Source organism: Providencia sp. JGM181, from assembly GCF_018257375.1.
Classification (GTDB): Bacteria; Pseudomonadota; Gammaproteobacteria; order Enterobacterales; family Enterobacteriaceae; genus Providencia; species Providencia lanzhouensis.
This window is the reverse complement of the sequence record NZ_JAERJY010000051.1, coordinates 1-21,416: the sequence shown is the minus strand read 5'-3', so window position 1 is coordinate 21,416 and position 21,416 is coordinate 1. Positions and strand designations below refer to the sequence as shown.

Genomic DNA, 21,416 nt, shown 5'->3' with positions numbered 1-21,416 from the left:
AACAAATAATACCCTACGTAATTATTATCTAATTATATAAAGATTAAAAAATAGTTAGGTCGTAGCTACCTGTTTATTAAAATAATTTTACCAATCAAATCCCCTGACTCCATATGGTGATGTGCACGTTCCACCTGACACAATGTATATATTTTGTTAATTATTGGTTTTATCTTACCATTCTGTAACATTCCCCAAACTTGCTGATGCAGCTCTTTTGCGATTTGCGCTTTCTCTTCATTACTTCGAGAGCGCATTGTCGATCCAGTGTGGGTTAAACGTTTTACCATCATTGGCATCATGTTCAGCTGAGTTGGGTTTCCTTTCATCATGCCAATTTGGATAATCCGTCCAAATTTTGCGGCTACTACGTAATTTTTACTGACATAGTCTCCACCAATAATATCGACGACCATATTCACACCATGATGATTTGTATACTCCTGAGTCACTTTAACAAAATCGTCTGTTCGGTAATTAATCACACAATCCGCACCAAGTGATTTCGCCGCTATCGCTTTATCTTCTGAGCCAACCGTCGTTATCACCGTGGCACCAAAGGCTTTTGCTAACATGATGGCGACACTACCAATACCCGAGGTACCACCATGAATAAGTACTGTTTCCCCTTTTTTCAACTGCCCAATCTGGAACATATTCGCCCAAACAGTAAAAAAGTTTTCTGGGATAGCAGCCCCTTCTTCAAAGGATAAATTTCCTAATGGCAAAGCAATATCCTGATGCACTAAGCAGTACTCTGCGTAACCACCACCTGCTACAAGTGCACAAATTCGGTCGCCTATCGCCCACGTTGTTACATCATCAGCTTTAGCCACAACTGTACCTGATACCTCAAGTCCCATGATTGGTGAAGCATCTGGCGGTGGTGGGTATGAGCCTTTGCGTTGGAAAATGTCAGGACGGTTAACACCTGAGGCTTCCACTTTAACGATTAAATGACCAGGAAGGAGTTTAGGGAGCGGAATTTCTATTAGCTGCAGTTCATCCGAAACGCTTGGATCAATAATGTCGACAGCTGTCATTAATGGGGGCAACGACATCAAATTGTTATTCATTATGACCTCTTTTTATAAGTTAATAGGAAAAAATGATATTTTTCTGTTTATTCTTGTGTTAATTTAATGCTAATAAATGACGTAAAATAAAACGTGTTTTTATTAAGTTTTTTGACCCTCTTTTTATATATTAAATTTATGTATTTAATATATGTCAAATCATGAAATTGCGAATATCCCGTAAATTAGCATGATCTGCTGAATCTATTAGATTGGTATATTTAGCATTCTTTGCTTTTTTATTTAATAACTCGTTTCTGTCTTATATAGCCCTTACCTGATCAATTATCTTATGCTAAAATTGACTCATATCAATAATTTTAACCTGATTGAGCATTTAATATGATCCCAGAAAAAAGAGTTGTTCGTCGCATCCAGTCTGGTGGTTGTGCTATTCATTGCCAGGATTGCAGTATTAGTCAGCTGTGTATTCCTTTTACTCTGAATGAACACGAACTGGATCAACTCGATAATATTATCGAACGTAAAAAACCTATTCAAAAAGGCCAAGCTTTATTTAAAGCCGGCGATGAATTACGTTCTTTATACGCTATTCGCTCTGGCACAATTAAAAGCTACACCATTACTGAAGAAGGCGATGAGCAAATCACTGGTTTCCACTTAGCGGGCGACCTCGTTGGTTTTGATGCCATTATTCATACACAGCACCCAAGTTTTGCTCAAGCGCTAGAAACTTCAATGGTTTGTGAAATTCCATTTGAAACGCTGGACGATTTATCTGGCAAAATGCCTAACCTGCGCCAGCAAATTATGCGCCTGATGAGCGGTGAAATTAAAGGGGACCAAGAAATGATCCTCTTATTATCTAAGAAAAATGCGGAAGAGCGTTTAGCTGCATTTATTCTTAACCTATCTCATCGTTTTGCTGAGCGTGGTTTCTCACCAAGAGAATTCAGACTCACCATGACTCGTGGCGATATTGGTAATTACCTTGGCTTAACCGTTGAGACAATTAGCCGTCTGTTAGGCCGCTTCCAAAAAAGCGGTATGCTCAGCGTTAAAGGTAAATATATTACCATCGACGATATGGCGAAACTGACTGATATCGCTGGTAAAGTATCCCCTGTTTCTTGCTAGTATTCCTATAAACGGGTCACAAACTTTGTGATCCGTTGTTACTTTTTAATCACATTTCTTGCGTATTTATCCCCAATAACATAGTTTAGAGAGATGGAACTATCCGTTTATTGAGAGGATGTCAGCATGGCTAACTATAAAAATCTTTTAGTAGCAATCGACCCAAATCAGGATGATCAACCGGCATTAAGGCGTGCAGTTTATATCGTGCAGCGTAATGGCGGACGGATAAAAGCCTTCCTGCCTATCTACGACCTATCTTATGATATGACCACCCTGCTTTCTCCTGAAGAACGCAATGCGATGCGCAAAGGGGTGATCAGCCAAAAAGCTGCTTGGATCAAACAGCAAGCCCATTTTTATTTAGAAGCGGGTATTGAGATAGAAATTAAAGTCATTTGGCACAACAAGCCTTATGAAGCCATCATTCAGGAAGTGATCAGCGGTCAACATGACCTTCTACTGAAAATGGCGCATCAAACTGACAACTTAGAGTCCATCATTTTTACCCCGCTAGACTGGCATTTATTAAGAAAATGCCCGTGTCCTGTTTGGATGGTAAAAGATAAAGTTTGGCCAGATCACGGTTCTGTTGTGGTTGCAGTGAATCTTTCTAATGAAGAATCTTACCATGATGACCTAAATATTAAATTGGTTGAAAAAACCCAAGATCTCGCGCGACGGGTTATTAAAGAGCAGGAAATTCATTTAGTTAGCGCTTACCCGATTGCGCCAATGAACATTGCCATTGAGCTGCCTGATTTTGACCCAAGCTTGTATAACAATGCCCTACGCGGTCAGCATCTGATAGCCATGAAAAGCCTGCGGCAGAAATTTGCGATTGATGAGAAATATACCCATGTTCGTGAAGGGCTACCTGAAAAAATCATCCCTGACATGTGTGAAGAACTACACGCGGGTGTCGTGGTGCTCGGTATATTAGGTCGTACTGGGCTTTCAGCTGCCTTCTTAGGGAATACGGCAGAACATGTTATTGATAAGCTAAAATGCGATTTATTAGCGATTAAACCTGACGGTTTTGTCTGCCCTATTAGTGCCGCAGATGATTAGTTAAACTGGCAATAACAATCAAATTTAGACGCTCATAAATAGAAATATTTATGAGCTTTTTTCTATTATCTTCTTAATGACCATTCTTAATTACTCATAATTCGATTAATAATAAAAAGCGAATATTCAGATATAAAAACGCCCTGAATTCAGGGCATTTTATTTTATATTGTCAATGATAAGCAATTACAGCGCTTTTAAAATTGCATCCACGCTGGCTTTCGCATCACCAAATAACATTTGAGTATTTTCTTTAAAGAACAGTGGGTTTTGTACCCCCGCATACCCTGTATTCATTGAGCGCTTAAACACAACGACATTATTTGCCTTCCAAACTTCTAATACAGGCATACCCGCAATTGGGCTATTTGGATCCTCTTGTGCCGCTGGGTTCACGGTATCATTCGCGCCGATAACCAGCACCGTATCTGTTTCGGCGAAATCATCATTAATTTCATCCATTTCTAATACGATGTCATAAGGAACTTTCGCTTCCGCTAACAGTACGTTCATGTGTCCTGGTAAGCGCCCTGCAACTGGGTGAATACCAAAACGAACATTGATACCGCGTTCACGCAGTTTTGCCGTAATATCATGCACCGGATACTGCGCCTGAGCTACCGCCAGACCATAGCCCGGAGTAATAATCACTGAAGTTGAATTTTTCAACATTTCAGCGACTTCTTCCGCTGTCGTTTCGCGGTATTCGCCCATCTCTTCTTCAGAACCTGTTGATGAACCATCAGTACCAAACCCGCCAGCAATAACACTGATAAACGAACGGTTCATTGCTTTACACATGATATAAGAAAGGATAGCACCCGATGAACCAACTAAGGCCCCTGTCACGATAAGTAAGTCATTACTGAGCATGAAACCTGCCGCTGCCGCTGCCCATCCTGAATATGAGTTCAGCATGGAAACAACCACTGGCATGTCTGCACCACCGATAGAGGCAACTAAATGCCAACCGAAGGCTAATGCAATCGCGGTCATGATCAACATAACAAATACTTGCAAGCCAACGCTGTCAGTTTTAACGAAAATAACCAGCAAAATAAATGAAACGACTAAGGCTGCAAGGTTAAGTTTATGGCGATTTGGTAACATCATCGGCTTCGATGACATTTTTCCCGACAGTTTGCCATAAGCCACAATTGAGCCTGTAAACGTGACCGCACCGATGAAAATGCCCAAGAAAACTTCCGTTAAATGAATATTTTCCATCACGCTGCTGGCGTGACCTTCACTTGCAATAAAGCTGTTGAAGCCCACAAGTACCGCTGCCAAACCCACAAAGCTGTGCAAAATAGCAACCAGCTCAGGCATTTCAGTCATTTCAACTTTTTTGGCTAAACGAATACCAATTACGGCACCGATCACCATTGCCACAATCATCCAACCCACATTCGCGCTATGAGGTCCTAAGATGGTTGCAATCAGGGCAATCCCCATACCGATAATGCCGTATGTGTTCCCGCGTTGAGAACTTTCATGGCGAGATAGCCCCGCAAGGCTGAAAATAAATAGGATAGCAGCAACGATGTAGGCTGCTGTCACAACTCCACTTGACAACATAAGTTACTCCTTATCCCTTACGAAACATTTTTAACATACGTTGAGTTACTGTGAACCCACCGAAAATATTGATGCTTGCGATCAAGATCGCAATAAAGGATAAGAAACTTACCCAGCCACCGCTGCCAATTTGCAGCAATGCACCAACAACAATAATCCCTGAGATGGCGTTAGTGACCGACATCAACGGGGTATGCAGCGCATGGGTGACGTTCCACACCACGTAGTATCCCACCACACAAGCTAGCGCAAAGACGGTAAAGTGCGATAAAAACTCGGCTGGAGCTGAGTTGGCGAACCATCCAAACAAGATGATAGCCAGTGCCATCAGCGCCATTTTGGTTACCGGTGACATCTTTTTCTCTGGCGCTTTCACCTTTTCAACGGCTTTCGGCTTCGCTTGTGGCTGAGCTGAAACTTGAATTGGCGGTGCTGGCCAGGTGATTTCGCCTTGCTTGATAACCGTAACGCCGCGAATGACTAAATCATCAAAATCAATCGTGATTTCGCCATCTTTTTCTTTGCATAACAACTTCATCAAGTTAACAAGGTTAGTACCATATAGCTGAGATGATTGCGTTGGTAAACGGCTTGGTAAATCGGTGTAACCGATGATTTTGACACCATTATCGGTGACAACCAATTTATCCGCTTGAGTCAGCTCACAGTTACCGCCCGTTTGTGCAGCAAGATCAACCACCACACTGCCTGGCTTCATTGATTCAACCATCTCTTTGGTGATCAATTTTGGCGCAGGTCTACCCGGAATAAGCGCTGTCGTTACAATGATATCCACGTCTTTTGCTTGTGCAGCAAATAGCGCCATTTCTGCCTTAATAAAGGCTTCAGACATCACTTTCGCGTAACCATCTCCACTCCCCGCATCCTCTTTAAAATCTAATTCGAGGAACTCAGCACCCATACTTTGAACTTGCTCTTTCACTTCAGGGCGAGTATCAAATGCGCGAACAATTGCGCCTAAGCTACCTGCTGCACCTATCGCAGCCAGGCCCGCCACACCCGCACCGATGATCATCACTTTTGCTGGCGGTACTTTACCAGCAGCAGTAATTTGTCCGGTGAAGAAGCGTCCAAACTCATGAGCTGCTTCCACAATCGCGCGGTAACCGGCGATATTTGCCATTGAGCTCAATGCATCAAGCGATTGCGCCCTAGAGATACGCGGCACTGCATCCATTGCCATTACGTTGATATTACGGGCTTTTAATGCCTCCATTAACTCAGGGTTCTGCGCCGGCCAAATAAAGCTGACTAAAGTCGCCCCTTCTTTTAATAAAGGAATTTCGTCCGACAATGGTGCATTCACTTTAAACACAATATCCGCAGAAAATGCGCTCTCACGAGAGACAATTTCTGCACCAGCTTGCTCATAAGCTGCATCATCAAAACTTGCTAAATGTCCCGCATTTTGCTCAACACACACCGAAAAACCCAATTTTAACAATTGGGTGACTGTTGATGGTGTAGCGGCAACACGCGCTTCATTGGCAAGTCGTTCTCTTGGTATACCAATTCGCATAATATTCCCTTTTTAAAGCTCGAAGTAATCTATGTTGTAGGTTATTCGCCAAAAAAATGACTGCCTTATCAAAAGGAAAAGTCCTATTTTGTCGTTGAACAGCTGTAAAATGTTCTAATAACCTACTGAAATTAGCCTTATTGATCCATAATTGATCACGATTCTAAGACAGTAAATGGAATTCACCGTGGAAATCTTAGTTTTAGGTCAATAAAATACTGGATACTTTAAAAAAACTGGTAAATTTGACTAGTCAATCATTATTTGTGTCTTATAAAAATAAAATAGTGCGACAACATGGGCAGTTACGTGTAATAATCACCGCCATGTGTTACTACTATTATTCAGCATGTTTATAATAAATTGCGCAAGGCGGAAGGATTTTGTATGAAGCTGAAAACTACGGTCATCGCAGCCGCGGTGCTATCATTAACTAGTATAACCGCTACACAGGCGGCTGTTGAATTAACGCCAAAACAGGCTACTGAATTACAACCTTATGAGCGTATAACCGTCACTGGGCGTTTTAATGCTATCTATGAAGCATCCGATGCAGTTTCCCGTAGGGCTGATAAGATGGGGGCTTATGCCTTTTACATTCAAAGCCTTGATGATGTAGGTGACAGTGGCAACATGCGTGTTGTTGCTGATGTGTACGCAAAAGATGCATCAAAACGTGAAGAATCTGCTCGCCGAGTTTTCGGTGGTGTTGAAGAAATGTCTAAAGCGGACGCAAAAGTGTATCAACCTTTTGATGCCGTCACTGTAAGTGGTTTCTACCCATCTGAACCTGACTTATACGAAGCAATCGCGAAAAAAGCCAAAGAAAAAGATGCAGCCTCATTTTATGTGGTTCGTAACGTAGCCATGAATGACGGCGGTAACACTTTAGCAACCGCATATATCTATAAGAAAGATGCACCTAAGCGCCAAATTCAAAAAGAAGAAGCAGTTGTTCCTGCTGATTCAGAAGCGGGTCGTGCGTTGTTAGCGCAGGGTGGTGAAGCCGCTGATAAAGTTCTGATCCCAGGTGTTGCAAGCTCAGAAGAACCAACCGAAGCGGTTGGCCGTTTCTTCGAAACTTCCTCAAGCCAGCCGGGTCGTACTAGCGTGACATTACCAAGTGGTTATGTCATTGAAGAAGTGAACAAAACAGCAGCAGCCATGATGGTTCCATTTGATTCCATTACCTTCTCTGGTTATTACACCAATACCCCAGAAGTTCGTTATCAAATCGCCAAACGTGCAGAAGCTAAAGGTGCAAAATACTACCATATCACTCGTGAATGGCAGTCGAATGGTGGCAGCGTCACCATCAGTGCAGACCTGTTCAAATAGTCGATAGCTCTACTTTATTATGAAAGCCAGCTTAAATATTAAGCTGGCTTTTTTTGTTTGCATTGCCCTACTTCCTGATACCTATTCCTTAACAGCTCAAATTAGCACTTTATAAAATGTGAGCCTATTTACCATAAATAGCGAAAGTGAATAAAACATCTTGTTCTGTGCATATTTTCCCATTGCATCTGGCGCATTTCATTCGTAGAATCCACACTCTAATTTAGCAGGTGATCCAACTGGATTTAAAAGCTGTGACAGTGAATCCATTTATAGCATTGCTATCTTAACGTGATTTTAACTTTTGATTGCACAACAACCAGGATATACATTGAAAAATACATTAAGCCTTACTGCACTCACCGCGCTAGTTCTTAGCTCAATGGTTGGTGCTGGTGTATTTAGCCTTCCTCAGAATATGGCTGAAGTGGCAAGCCCATTAGCGTTAATTATCGGCTGGTCCATCACGGGCGTAGGGATCTTATTTCTTGCATTCTCTCTTTTACTCCTTTCCAGAATTCGTCCTGACCTGGATGGCGGAATATTTACTTATGCAAAAGTAGGATTTGGTGAGTTTATTGGCTTTTGTTCTGCATGGGGCTATTGGTTGTGTGCTGTTGTCGCCAACGTTTCCTATTTAGTGATTGTCTTTGCCGCGATCAGCTTCTTCACCGATACACCGGATAACATTGTGTTTGGCGATGGTAATACTTGGCAAGCTCTAATCGGTGAATCTATCTTACTGTGGGTTGTGCATTACTTAGTTCTTCGCGGTGTGCAAACTGCGGCGGGGATCAACAAACTCGCCACGATGGCGAAATTAGTCCCTCTTGGGTTATTTATCGTACTCGCATTCTTTGCCTTCAAGCTCGATATTTTTGATGCCGATTTTAGCGGTATTGACCTTGGCATTCCCGTTTGGGAACAAGTAAAAGACACCATGCTGATCACTCTGTGGGTCTTTATTGGTATTGAAGGGGCGGTCGTCGTCTCCGCTCGGGCGAAAAACCGCCGAGATGTCGGTCTAGCTACCATTTTTGCGGTAAGCTCCGCATTAATTATCTATATTCTTGTCACCCTACTATCTCTTGGGATCATGCCTCGTGCCGATCTGGCTGAGATTAAAAACCCGTCGATGGCGACTTTAATGGTCTCTTTAATTGGCTCTAGCGGTGACATCATTATTGCCGCAGGTTTGATTATCTCTGTTTGTGGCGCGTATTTGAGCTGGACAATTATGGCCGCTGAAGTTCCATATATTGCCGCACAATACCAATCATTCCCTAAAATTTTCAATAAATTAAATAAAAATGATGCACCATCTTCCTCGTTATGGTTCACCAACGGTGCAGTTCAACTATCATTAGTGCTAATTTGGTTAAGTGGCAGTAACTACAATACTCTGCTGACTATCGCTTCAGAGATGATTTTGGTTCCTTACTTTTTAGTCGGTGCCTTCTTAGTCAAAGTTGCTTATCAACGCCATAGCAAAGCCCTGCTCGCGGTTGGTTTTGTTGCTGCTGTCTATGGATTATGGCTGTTGTACGCGTCAGGATTGATTAACTTGATGCTCTCCGTGGTACTTTATGCGCCGGGGATCATTCTTTTTCTGTATGCTCGTTCACAGCAAACAGCAAAAGCCCCACTGAAATTAATAGAGAAAATTTTAGCATTTGGGATTGCGATAGCCTCAGTACCAGCTTTATATTCCCTGTTAGCGTAATCCACTCTTTATTAATGAGCTAAATTTAACCCATTAAATTTAGCTCATTTTTTATTATCTTCATTTCCCCCTGACCAACCTCCTCGTTTTTTACAATTCTCATCCTTTTTTGTGATGTAGTTTTTGAATGACTATTCACCAATAAGGAAACTCAAATGAATCTAATCCCAACAAATCAGCGTACAGTCACATTTGCGGAACGCCCTTCTCTTATTCATTCGTCGTCAGAAGTACCGCATTTGGTGGCTCAAAGCATAATAGCCGTAACCCAATCATTCCCTACTCAACCATCAAGCCTCTTTCAGCAAAAGTTACCTAGAATTAAAGCGCAGGAGCGTGTCGAAGGCTTTCAGTTTAAATTAGCGACTCAGCAACAAATAGAACGAACTATTGAACGATAAATCCAAAACAGCGCTAGCTAGATAAATATATTGCAAACAACTCAATTGTTAATGTAGAGGTGGTACCAATCCATTGGTATGTTGTAACTAAATTGGGGTTGGATAGTAAAGCTTATCCGTAATTAATAATCTAATAATAAAAATGCGCGAGCGGCACAGTGACCCAATCGCGCATTTTTATCTTATTATCCAATAAATTATCGTCAGCCTAACGCTATCATTGCCCCCTAACTACAGTTGCTGCGTTAAACTTTCCATGGTTTGAATGATCCGTTTATCCGATATCGGATATGGAGTTCCTAATTGTTGGGCGAACAAGCTCACGCGTAACTCTTCAATCATCCAGCGAACTTCCTGTACTTCCGGTAACTGCTTTTGTAGTGGCGTAAGTTTACTCATCCACTGCTGCCACATAGTTTGTACGTGTTCAACTTTGCTCATCTGAGCACGGTCACGATTTGGATCGATGGCTAACTTTTCTAACCGACGTTCAATGCCGTTTAAGTAACGCAAAATATCCGGTAATCGCTTCCAGCCCTGCTCTGTCACAAACCCTTTAAATACCAATCCTGACATTTGAGCTTTGAGATCAGACAATGCGAGCGCCATCGAAAAATCGACGCGACCTTTCAGCCGTTTATTGATAGCAAATACAGCCGTTAAGATTTGCTCAACTTGCTTGGCGATATTCACAACCACATCGTTCAATTCCGCTCTCGCGTACTCTTTTAATGATTCGAACTGCTCTTCAGTCCATACGGCACCGCCATAAGTTGCAATCAGCTGATCAATACCGCACGCGATACAGTCATCAATTAACTCAAGCACTTTGCCGTAAGGGTTAAAATAGAGCCCTAATTTGGATTTATTCGGTAGCTTTTCATGCAAATATTTGATTGGCGAAGGAATATTTAACAGTAATAATCGACGAACGCCGCCCCACATTGCTTGCTGTTGCTCGAATTCAGTTTCAAAAACACGGATCCCCACACTGTTCTTTTCGTCCACTAACGCAGGATAGGCTTTAACTGAATATCCCCCGCGTTTTTGTTCATAACGTTGTGGCAACTCACCGAAACTCCAAATATGCAAGCCACTTTGTTCAATACCATCATCCACAACCTCGGACAGTGTTTCTTGCACTTTTTCCTTAAGACTGTCTTTTAACGCATCCAGATCTTGCCCTTCCGCGACAGTTTTATTTTTGTCATTCACCACTCGGTAAGTCATTTTTAAATGCACTGGAAGTTGATCTAATTGCCAAGCCTCACGCTCAACCGTTACCCCCGTCATTCGACGCAGTTCGCGCTCTAGCTTATCTAACACGCTACCTTCCGGGGTCGGAACTCGCTCCAAAAATGCAGAAGCATAATTTGGCGCGGGTACAAAATTACGGCGAATAGGCTTAGGCAATGATTTGATTAACGCAACGATTAATTCATGGCGCAGACCCGGAACTTGCCAGTCAAAGCCCACATTTTGCACCTGATTCAAAATAGCTAATGGGATATGAACAGTGACACCATCGGCGTCAGTACCTGGCTCAAACTGGTAGCTTAAACGGAATTTAAGATCGCCTTGATACCAATAATTTGGGTAATCAAGCGCCGACACATTCCCAGCATCTTCTTTGATCAGCATATTTTTTTCAAAGCTGAGCAAATCCGGTTGCTGTTTTGATGCAGTTTTCCACCATTTATCAAAATGGCGAGAGGAAATCACATCATTCGGGATACGCTGGTCATAAAACGCAAATAGCGTTTCGTCATCCACTAAAATGTCTCTGCGGCGTGATTTGTGTTCCAAATCTTCCACTTCTGATAACAGTTTTAGGTTAGCTCTGAAGAAAGCGTGACGAGTATTCCAGTCACCTTCCACCAGCGCATGGCGGATAAATAATTCACGACATAATAATGGATCAATCGAACCATAATTCACTTGGCGTGAAGCCACAATCGGCAACCCGTATAAAGTCACTTTTTCCGATGCAGTGACCGCACCCTCTGATTTTGACCAATGGGGTTCGCTATAGTGGTGTTTCACCAAATGCTCTGCGAGTGGTTCTATCCATTCAGGATCAATCGAAGCCGCAATCCGTCCCCACAGCTTTGAGGTTTCAACCAGTTCAGCAACCATCGTCCACTTCGGTGGTTTTTTGAATAAACCTGAACCAGGGAAGATAGTAAATCTCGCATTTCTCGCCCCCGTAAACTCATGTTTTTCAGCGTCTTTCTGGCCGATATGCGAGAGCAATCCTGCCAATAGCGAGACATGAATACTGCGAAAATCTGCTGGGGCGCTATTGATAGCAAACCCTTGTTCTTTCACGACTTGGCGCAACTGCGTGTAGAGATCTTGCCACTCGCGAATTCGCAAATAGTTAAGAAAATCCTGACGGCACATTTTTCTAAATTGTGCGTTAGATAATTCCTCTTGCTGCTGTTTTAAATAATCCCACAGATTTAAAAATGCCAGAAAATCCGATTGTTTATCATGGAAACGTCGATGTTTTTCATCAGAAGCTTGCTGTTTATCCAGCGGTCTTTCGCGGGGATCTTGAATCGATAATGCCGAAACGATCACCATAGTTTCGCGTACCGCACCATACTTTCTGGCTTCTATCACCATTCGCGCTAAACGCGGGTCAACGGGGAGTTGTGCTAACTGACGCCCGATATCGGTTAATCGATAACCTTTGTCTGCATCTTTGTGAGGTTGGATCCCACCTAACTCTTCCAGTAATTTGACACCATCTTGAATATTGCGCTTATCCGGTGCTTCAACGAATGGAAATGCCGCGATATCCCCAAGTCCGATTGAGGTCATCTGCAAAATGACCGACGCCAAGTTGGTTCTCAGGATCTCAGGATCGGTAAACTCTGGTCGAGATAAGAAATCTTCTTCGGAATACAAGCGGATACAGATACCGTCCGAAACACGACCACAGCGCCCTTTACGCTGATTAGCAGAGGCTTGTGAAATCGCCTCAACAGGCAAGCGTTGTACCTTGGTGCGATAACTATAACGGCTGATACGCGCATAACCCGTATCAATCACATACTTGATCCCCGGAACCGTCAACGAGGTTTCAGCTACGTTAGTGGCAAGAATAATTCGACGGCCGCCATGAGGATGGAAAATTCGGTTTTGCTCACTGTTAGATAACCGTGCAAATAGCGGTAAGACTTCCGTATGGCGCAACTGTAGCTTGGATAAGGCGTCGGCGGTATCACGAATTTCTCGCTCACCACTCATGAAAATCAGAATATCGCCGGCACTTTCACGTCCTAACTCATTAACGGCATCGATGATACCGTCAATTTGGTCGCGTTCGCTGTCATTATCGTCCCCCATAATTGGGCGATAACGCACTTCAACTGGGTATGTCCGCCCTGAGACTTCAACAATTGGCGCATGACCAAAGTGTCGAGAGAATCGTTCTGGATCTATCGTCGCTGACGTAATAATGACTTTTAAATCAGGGCGCTTAGGCAATAATTGACGTAAATAACCTAAAATAAAATCAATATTTAAACTGCGCTCATGGGCTTCATCGATAATAATTGTGTCGTATTGCAGCAGTAACTTATCATTCTGCAATTCCGCCAGTAAAATACCGTCCGTCATTAATTTAACTTGGGTGGTATCACTCACTTGGTCACTGAAGCGAACTTTATAACCGACGTTTGCGCCTAGCTCACACTCTAATTCTTGTGCAAGGCGCGAAGCCACTGAGCGAGCCGCTAATCTTCTTGGCTGAGTATGACCAATAAAGCCCTTCACGCCACGACCCAGCTCTAAGCAAATTTTAGGGATCTGCGTGGTTTTACCTGACCCTGTTTCACCGGCAATGATCACCACTTGATGCTGATTAATCGCATCAAAAATAGCTTGTTTTCTTTGGCTAACTGGTAGGTTTTCAGGGTAAACAATTTTTGGCATATTCAGACGTTTTTTCTCAACCTTCTGTTTTGCCTTTTCAATATCCCCTTTGATGACTTCGATAACTGCCATACGAGATTTTTGATCTTGTATTTTTGCGATGCCGTGAAGGCGTTTCTTCAGTTGCCATTGATCGCGCAGTGATGTTTGTTCAATTCCAGCATGTAATGCTGATAGAATGGGATCCATTCTTAAATCCTTATTTTTCAATTCATTATAACGCCACTCATCAACCTATAATCATGTGGTGGCTAAAGATAATATTTAGGTTTGTTTTATGATTTTAGTTATCTCATACAAATACCATCAGTTTTTTTGAAGTATGACTTCTAAATTTCTTCCTATTAATCTGCCACATACCGAGTATCATCATTATCTGATGAGATAGACACATGAGTTTCGAGGAAAATAATGAGTAAAGTACTACTATTGAAATCAAGCATTTTGGCAGATTATTCACACAGCAATAAAATGGCTGATTATTTTGTACAACAGTGGCAAGAAAAAAATCCCGATGATGAATTTATAGTTCGAGATTTAGTTAACCAGCCGATCCCTGCGATTGATGGCGAAATTTTAGCAGCTTTTGCACCTACTGACACTAAAACTGAGCAGCAACAAGCACATTTAAACCTATCAAATCAACTCATTGATGAGATTAAACAAAGCGATGTTTTAGTGATCACCGCACCGATGTACAATTTTTCAGTGCCTTCTCAGCTGAAACATTACTTTGATTTTATCGCTCGATCTGGTCATACCTTTAAATATACCGAACAAGGTGCTGTGGGGCTATTAACCAATAAGCGTGCATATGTTCTGACTAGCCGAGGCGGGATTTATAAAGATACACCAACGGATATCATGGTGCCTTACATCACCCTATTTTTGAATTTCATTGGCATTAAAAACATTGAGTTTGTTTTCGCGGAAGGCACCTCGTTAGGCGCTGAATCAGCAGAGAAAGCGCAATCACATGCGAAAAACCATATTGATTCACTGATTGCTTAACAGTATACCTTGTTAAATAACGCTTTATTGCTGGTTCTTAATTTAGCATCGAAAATAATGCGCACTTATTTCATCTAAAATTAAAAATAGTGCGCATTTTTATTTTTTCAGCATCCATTGCCCATTAATACCGCGTACATATTCTCCCGCGGGTGCACGTTCAACCAATTTTTGCCCTGCCATTCTTGCGACATCGTTGGTTTTAAGCCCATTTTTATCTGCAATTTCTGTATATCGGTTTTTTCTTTCAGTATTGATATGTTCAACCAATTGCTTTGCATCTGCACTACTTTGGTCAATTACCGCCAAATATCCTGATAAGGTTTCCCCTACCAGACCGTGAGTTTTACCTTCTTCCACAGTCAGAGCAAATGCAGAAAATATGCTTAATGTGGAACATAACGTGACGACTTTAAACCAGTTAATCATTTTGCAGGTACCTCACCGAATAGATCGCTGTTTTCCTTTAATAACTCTTCGACTTGTCGGTCCGCTTTAATTTGGATTTCATGTTCAATCTTAACATTCATATTGATGTTAATTGGTTTATCTGGCGTAGCGACCTCTACGCGTAAACATGCCGTTAATAGCGACGCCATTGCCATCATCATGATCAGTTTTAATGTTTTCACGTTAGTCCTTTTCCCTTTTATATATTCTTTTCGAGCCATTCTTCTAAGCCAGTACCAAAACGTAAACTGCGCCATAACTGAAAAATATTCTCTTCATGGTGATAGTTTAAGTGAACTTCACGTTTTTTGGCTTCTTTGGTGTTATACCCTTCAAGAATAGTCGACATAGTGAGCAATCCCAAGTTTGTGACATTCACATCGGTACGACTGCGTTGAATTTCAAGATATTGTAGCCATCCAATCGCCGATCCCGCTGAAATATTATCTTTGGCAATGGACTCCACGAAATTGGTATCTAAGCGTAATGTCAAAGGTCCGCTATTTTCCATCCATCCCCCTTTAATAATCCAATCAGGATTATTCAGGTAAAATGGTAACTCGCCATTTACTCGACCAGAAACCGCAAATTGTGAAACTTTTAGTTTTGTGAATAACTCGCTAAGTTCCACTTGGTGGACACTTATCGTCGCGGGTTTATTTTGTGGCCAGCGAAGTAAATCGAGATTAATTTCACCGCCTAACATTTTAAAACCAACATTACTAAGCTGGATCGGGTGGGTTTCCGTTGGCGGATACGTTCCCGATAAATCCGCTTTGATATCGGTGAATTCGAATAAGTTCGTGACATGTTTTATTCGTAATTCAACGGGCGATTTTTCACCTAATGTCCACGTACTATTATGCAATTTCCATGGTAAGACAAAATCCAAACCATTAAGCTCACCATCCTTCATCCATAAGCTCGTATTTTGCACTCGCCAATGCCCACCCGCAATAAAACCATTTTCTGGAGTCATGGAAAAAGCGGCTTGAGAAAATAGCTTACCTTCTCGTAATTCAATATTTAGGTCTTTCGGAATTAATGTTTGAAATGCTTTCACTGACTGCTCAGGCCAACGTGCTTCACCACGCAGACGTTCACCGTCCCAGCGCCCAAATATGACGATAGGCCCTACTTGCCTAGTACTTAAATCCCCTTTTAACTGAAAACTGGCTGGGGATGTTCCTTTAAGTTGCGCATTCACCGTAATTTTAGGCAAATAGCTATCTGCACCAAATAACATTCGATTACTGGTTAATTGCAACGCCCCATAAAAATCCGCTTTTGCGTGATCTCGCTGCCAAACCAACGGGGATGTCAATTTAAGACGTGGAGCAGACATGGAGAGTAAACCATATTTAATTTGGTCAAACCCCGTATTTAAACTATTGAGCGTTAATTGTGTATCTTGCCAATTACCGTTACCTTTCACATCCCAACGAGCGGCTAACGCAGGTAGCTGAGCATTTCCCCAGTAATTCCAGAACCATTTACCTTTATCAATATTAAACTTATTCGCGCTACCATCGAGGTGAATATCAAAATCCCCCCAGTACTGTTCTTTTACTTTTAAAATCGCTTGTAAGCGCCCCGAAATTCCATCGGCATTTAAACGCGCACCCGCCAAAGGTAAGCGTATTTCCCGTAACAGAATTGTCGGTGAAACCTGCCCATAGGCTCTCATTAATGAGCCGGGCATAAATGCAACGGTGGGTGAAACCAACTGACCTGCAATTTTTGCTGGCAAATTGATATCCAGCACCATGTCATCGTATTTCACTTGACCGTTGAGTCTAAAATCAATATCTGCATCGAGGAGATTGATACGGCTAGGTTCAAGGGTAAGGACTAAGTTAGCTTTTCCTTTTTTTGCATCAGTCAACATGTTCAAACGTCCTGAAACCACAAACTCACTCAAGGATTGATTCCAGTTATCAATTTGAAATGCAATTCCACCATGAAGTGGAATTTGTGCGTCATCCCAGCGCCATTGGCCATCCGTTACGATCACTTGTGATGATGAAACCTGCCATGGAAGATGAAATAATTCTTGCCGCTGCTCAAGATCTGTAACGGTCAGCAAGCCTTGGTCGCGCTGCCAATGCAGTTTTGTATTTAAGCGTTTATTTAACTCAATAAGCTTAAATTGAGCTTCGATATCTCCCGTTTCAGGCAGTTGAGCCGTCGTCAGAGGTAAAGCCAATTGCGCGGTTAATTCAATATGTTGAGGTTCTTCTTGTGGCTTACGTTGATCCAGTGTTTGCAACTCTTCTAACGCTAATGTGCTCTGAGGTAATGTTGCCGAAAATTGCTGCACAATCAGCTGATTTTGTGAATTAACAAAAGAAGAAACCCGTACATTTTCCCCTTGATAATCCAACATAAGTGGAGAGTCAGCGGTACTGCGTAACCATAAACTCCCTTGATATTGTTCCCAAGAATGCAGTGTGATTTTATCAATGACGAGTGAAAATTTAGGGAGTGCATCCAGTATCTCTGTGATATTGATAGGAGAACTTGGTGACTCCTCACTCGTTTTGATGCTATCCAAACATTCCGCATTAACATCAAGCCCATCAATTTTGGCTCTAATCGGGAAAAAAGAGATTCGGGCATCCGTTACTGTGACAAGAGAACAATTATTTGCACTTAATCCCACACTCGGAAATCTAATTTGATGATTAACAAGTTGTGGCTCAGAAAGTGACAGCGTCACTGCTGGCGGTAAAAAATGACTCGCAACAACGGGCGCCCAACGGGTTAATGTTGACCATAATATGATTAGGAGCACAACACTCACTCCTAATAAGAAAAACAGTATTTTTATTGCCCGTTTCATAAATATTCTCTGAGCATCATCTTCATGAAGCAGCGATAAATATCATTGATGAGATGGATGAAAATAAAGCGAAAGGATGCATTGGAACGAGCAGTTCAACGACTTGCATTGCGATGTAGGTCATTTCCATAATAACTTTCTCTATTTAGATAAATATATTCTAATCTTTTAAAGCAGAAATGAACAACTTAACCCTATATGTTCACTCCGTTACTTCATTATTTTCAGTCAGTTCTTAATGATTATGTGATGCTGCATAGTTGGCAATTGCACGAGAACATGATGGTGCATCATGCACAACCTTCACTTTTTCGGCAAACATCGGATTAGCTGCAAAAAAATCATCCAATCGCTGATCAAATTGTTTAGCGAAACGCAGTAATTCTAACGTATTCATGAAGGTTTCTTTTGGTCGCACGCCCTTTAATTGCGATATTAAAAAGCGTTTAATGATCCGAAAAGCGCAAACTCGATAAGGAATGTTGAGCCGAATGATTAATGAGCAATCCGCAAAAAAAGGCGCTAAACGCTTGTCATAAGAGCCTTCCATTATCCAGCTTTCTTTAGATTTTATCTCCGAAATCAGTGATTTCATGGTTTCCGGCGAATTTTTAACGTACTCCGTTTGGGTTTTATTCCAATAAATGTCATCGTAGCCATATGCAGTGAGATTAAATTCTTCCGATAACTTCTGAGCGAGCGTTGTTTTTCCTGCTCCCGATATACCAATAATGCAAATTTTCACGCTGCTCCTTAACGTTCTTTATTCTCTAAAACCAATCTATTCTGTAAAAGAAGAAAAACAAAACTTAACAGTTGCATTATTTTAACACTAAAAATGGCTGTCTTTGTTAAAGATAGTGAGCAAACGAAAACCAAACGTAAACAGTAAGATATTTTCTTAATTTAGAGGTGATTTACGCCACTAATTGCCTTATTCTGAACGCATATTTTTGTAGGTTTGTTTATTTTACCTACACTTTGTCATTTATTGGTTCCTATAAATTATGGAGTTCCTCTGATGAAAATTGTTTCCTATAGCACCAAACAGTATGATCGCAAACATATGGAACAGGTCAACCAACAATCAGAGTTTAATTTTAATATTGAATACTTTGATTTTCCATTAACGGTTCAGACAGCTAAAAATGCCGTCGGTGCTGACGCAGTTTGCATTTTCGTTAATGATGAAGCAAACCGTGCTGTGCTGGAAGAGCTCGCGGCTCTCGATGTGCATATTCTCGCGTTACGCTGCGCTGGCTTTAATAATGTTGATTTAGATGCAGCCCATGAGTTGGGAATTCAAGTCGTTCGCGTTCCTGCTTATTCTCCTGAAGCTGTTGCAGAACATGCTGTTGGCATGATGCTATGCTTGAATCGCCGTATTCATCGCGCGTATCAACGTACTCGAGATGCTAACTTTTCTCTCGAAGGCCTAACTGGCTTTAACATGCATAACCGCACTGCGGGCATTATTGGTACAGGTAAAATTGGTCAAGCCACGTTACGAATTTTAAAAGGGTTTGGAATGCGCCTACTGGCTCATGACCCATACCCAAGCCAAGCCGTCCTTGATCTGGGTGCCGAATATGTCGATTTAGACACCTTGTATCGGGAATCCGATGTTATCTCTCTGCACTGTCCTTTAACACCGGAAAACCACCATTTGCTGGATGAAAACGCGTTTAATCGCATGAAATCAGGCGTAATGATCATCAATACCAGCCGTGGAGCTTTAGTCGATTCGGCTGCCGCGATTAATGCGCTCAAATCCCAAAAAATTGGCGCATTAGGTATGGATGTGTATGAGAATGAAAGAGATCTATTCTTTGAAGATAAATCTAATGATGTAATTCAAGATGATATATTCCGCCGATTATCTTCTTGTCATAACGTATTATTTACCGGCCATCAGGCGTTTTTAACCGAAGAAGCCTTAACAAGTATCAGCTTAACAACACTGAGTAATATTCAACAGATCAGTCGTGGCGAAAATTGCCCGAACGTTGTGAAGCCTTAGCTGGATCTCGCATCATGAAAAGATTGATCCCACTAACGCTCTTTGGGTTGTTACTTGCCGCTTGCCAAACCCATCAGGTAAAAGCAGGTAGTAGTCAGCAATCCCTTGAGCAGCAGCTGATGCATCATAATTTTGTCTTAACTGAAGTAGATGGTCAGCGTATTGCCAAAAAACAGACCATACCGTCCATTTCATTCGGTGAAAAAATGTTTGTCTCTGCCTCTATGTGTAATGACTTTAATGGAATGGGTGCAATTAATAATGCAACACTAAAAGTTAAAACATTAAGTAAAACAGAATTAGAGTGCGTAGATGAAGATCTTTCACGATGGGATACCTTAATTAATCGTATGCTGACAAATGGTGCAACAGTAACATTAACCAAAGATCATTTAACGTTGACGCAAGGGCATTATAAACTTGTTTATATTTTGAGTGATTATATGCAGTAATTCTACTTTTATTGCAAGATAAAAAACCGCCATTCTTAATTTGGCGGTTTTTTTATCTGTCCATATTGGTATTACTTAAATATTATTTGGCTTGGCTGAATAACAAATTAATTCCAGTCGCTTTTGATGTGCGGTCCATATAGTCATGAATTGTGGTGCTAAAACCTATTTCTTTCACAATACTTAAGCTACGCAACACAGGGAAGATAATAAAATCATTAATATCTACAAGTGCTTTGTTACGCTTTTCTAGCCATACATCTAATAGATCCATATGCGGCTCTAACTCAATCAACAGCGTGTGCGTTTCTTTACGCAGTACAGATAAATCATCTCCATGAAACTTGCTAACACGCTGGATATACGCGGTTTTAGCCGCTTCCGTCGCTATTTCAGGAAACTCAGATTCAGTAAAACGTGGTGTCACTAATTTAGATACCGTCGACGAAACTGCTTTATACCAACTATCAATTTCAGGGCTAATTTCCCCTGCGGCTAAACGAGGCTCACTTAATCGGTCAATATAGCGCACAATATCTAAACTCTCAGGTAAATAGCTACCATCTTCTTTCTCTAGAATAGGTACCATTTTACGCCCTATCATACGTGTTGGGGTTTCGATATCGTTATCCAACAAAATCACTTCTTCTACCGCAACTTTTTTTAAGCCAAAAATCATTCTGGCGCGAACACAAAATGGACAATGATCATAGATATACAGTTTCATATTACCCTCACACACTCAGTGATAAAGCGAATTAAGTTAACTTAAGTATACTTGATATTTATGCTTAGTGTAGTGCCTGTTTTTAAAATAATCATGATTTTGGTGCTAACAAATCTTCAAGTGCAATTCTCAGCTCAATAAATTCAA

17 protein-coding genes are annotated in these 21,416 nt (G+C 41.5%); 8 read left to right on the top strand and 9 right to left on the bottom strand.

Annotation, left to right across the window (positions count from 1 at the left end):
* Positions 1–65: 65 nt before the first annotated feature.
* Positions 66–1,076, bottom strand: a complete 1,011-nt coding sequence (locus tag JK188_RS08825) for an NAD(P)H-quinone oxidoreductase (protein ID WP_211885512.1) — start codon at positions 1,074–1,076, stop codon at positions 66–68.
* 342 nt (positions 1,077–1,418) lie between these two features.
* On the opposite strand from JK188_RS08825, the gene JK188_RS08820 reads away from it, so the two are divergent.
* Positions 1,419–2,174, top strand: a complete 756-nt coding sequence (locus tag JK188_RS08820) for an FNR family transcription factor (protein WP_006659880.1) — start codon at positions 1,419–1,421, stop codon at positions 2,172–2,174.
* Between the two features lie 126 nt (positions 2,175–2,300).
* On the top strand, positions 2,301–3,245 hold the full coding sequence (gene uspE, locus JK188_RS08815; RefSeq protein WP_036948142.1) for a universal stress protein UspE: 945 nt from the start codon (positions 2,301–2,303) through the stop codon (positions 3,243–3,245).
* A gap of 186 nt (positions 3,246–3,431) precedes the next feature.
* Here the strand turns inward: uspE and pntB are convergent, their stop codons facing one another.
* Entirely contained in the window at positions 3,432–4,820 is a 1,389-nt protein-coding gene (gene pntB, locus JK188_RS08810) for a Re/Si-specific NAD(P)(+) transhydrogenase subunit beta (RefSeq protein ID WP_036948336.1), read from the bottom strand.
* A gap of 13 nt (positions 4,821–4,833) precedes the next feature.
* Positions 4,834–6,363, bottom strand: a complete 1,530-nt coding sequence (pntA, locus tag JK188_RS08805) for a Re/Si-specific NAD(P)(+) transhydrogenase subunit alpha (protein ID WP_036948145.1) — start codon at positions 6,361–6,363, stop codon at positions 4,834–4,836.
* Between the two features lie 387 nt (positions 6,364–6,750).
* Between pntA and ydgH the strand changes: the two genes are divergently transcribed.
* The 3 genes from ydgH (at position 6,751) to JK188_RS08790 (ending at position 9,825) form a co-directional block, all read left to right on the top strand.
* Complete coding sequence (gene ydgH / locus JK188_RS08800) at positions 6,751–7,701, top strand: DUF1471 family protein YdgH (protein ID WP_154603864.1); 951 nt, start codon at positions 6,751–6,753, stop codon at positions 7,699–7,701.
* Positions 7,702–8,032: 331 nt separating this feature from the next.
* The gene (locus JK188_RS08795) at positions 8,033–9,424 is read left to right on the top strand and encodes an amino acid permease (protein WP_211885511.1); all 1,392 of its coding nucleotides are present in this window, start codon (positions 8,033–8,035) and stop codon (positions 9,422–9,424) included.
* Positions 9,425–9,579: 155 nt separating this feature from the next.
* The gene (locus JK188_RS08790) at positions 9,580–9,825 is read left to right on the top strand and encodes a hypothetical protein (protein ID WP_211885509.1); all 246 of its coding nucleotides are present in this window, start codon (positions 9,580–9,582) and stop codon (positions 9,823–9,825) included.
* Positions 9,826–10,056: 231 nt separating this feature from the next.
* Here JK188_RS08790 and hrpA read toward each other — a convergent pair whose 3' ends face one another.
* Positions 10,057–13,956, bottom strand: coding sequence for an ATP-dependent RNA helicase HrpA (gene hrpA / locus JK188_RS08785; protein ID WP_211885508.1), 3,900 nt, complete (start codon positions 13,954–13,956; stop codon positions 10,057–10,059).
* A gap of 222 nt (positions 13,957–14,178) precedes the next feature.
* On the opposite strand from hrpA, the gene JK188_RS08780 reads away from it, so the two are divergent.
* Positions 14,179–14,778, top strand: coding sequence for an FMN-dependent NADH-azoreductase (locus JK188_RS08780; protein ID WP_036948157.1), 600 nt, complete (start codon positions 14,179–14,181; stop codon positions 14,776–14,778).
* A gap of 99 nt (positions 14,779–14,877) precedes the next feature.
* On the opposite strand, the gene JK188_RS08775 is transcribed toward JK188_RS08780, so the two are convergent.
* From JK188_RS08775 to JK188_RS17730, 4 genes are all read right to left on the bottom strand, one after another.
* Positions 14,878–15,207, bottom strand: coding sequence for a YdbL family protein (locus JK188_RS08775; protein WP_211885507.1), 330 nt, complete (start codon positions 15,205–15,207; stop codon positions 14,878–14,880).
* A complete protein-coding gene (locus JK188_RS08770) occupies positions 15,204–15,389 on the bottom strand; it encodes a YnbE family lipoprotein (RefSeq protein ID WP_036948339.1) in 186 nt (61 codons plus the stop codon). Before JK188_RS08770 ends, JK188_RS08775 begins: the two co-directional genes overlap by 4 nt.
* A 38-nt stretch (positions 15,390–15,427) precedes the next feature.
* Complete coding sequence (locus tag JK188_RS08765) at positions 15,428–18,070, bottom strand: YdbH family protein (RefSeq protein ID WP_211885506.1); 2,643 nt, start codon at positions 18,068–18,070, stop codon at positions 15,428–15,430.
* Positions 18,071–18,305: 235 nt separating this feature from the next.
* On the bottom strand, positions 18,306–18,815 hold the full coding sequence (locus JK188_RS17730) for an AAA family ATPase (RefSeq protein WP_249215390.1): 510 nt from the start codon (positions 18,813–18,815) through the stop codon (positions 18,306–18,308).
* Positions 18,816–19,091: 276 nt separating this feature from the next.
* On the opposite strand from JK188_RS17730, the gene JK188_RS08755 reads away from it, so the two are divergent.
* Both JK188_RS08755 and JK188_RS08750 read left to right on the top strand, forming a co-directional pair.
* Positions 19,092–20,090: a 2-hydroxyacid dehydrogenase gene (locus JK188_RS08755; protein ID WP_036948169.1), complete on the top strand. Its 999-nt coding sequence runs from the start codon at positions 19,092–19,094 to the stop codon at positions 20,088–20,090.
* A 14-nt stretch (positions 20,091–20,104) separates the two neighbouring features.
* Entirely contained in the window at positions 20,105–20,542 is a 438-nt protein-coding gene (locus tag JK188_RS08750) for an META domain-containing protein (RefSeq protein ID WP_211885505.1), read from the top strand.
* Between the two features lie 82 nt (positions 20,543–20,624).
* Here the strand turns inward: JK188_RS08750 and grxB are convergent, their stop codons facing one another.
* On the bottom strand, positions 20,625–21,269 hold the full coding sequence (gene grxB, locus JK188_RS08745; protein WP_211885503.1) for a glutaredoxin 2: 645 nt from the start codon (positions 21,267–21,269) through the stop codon (positions 20,625–20,627).
* Between the last annotated feature and the right edge of the window lie 147 nt (positions 21,270–21,416).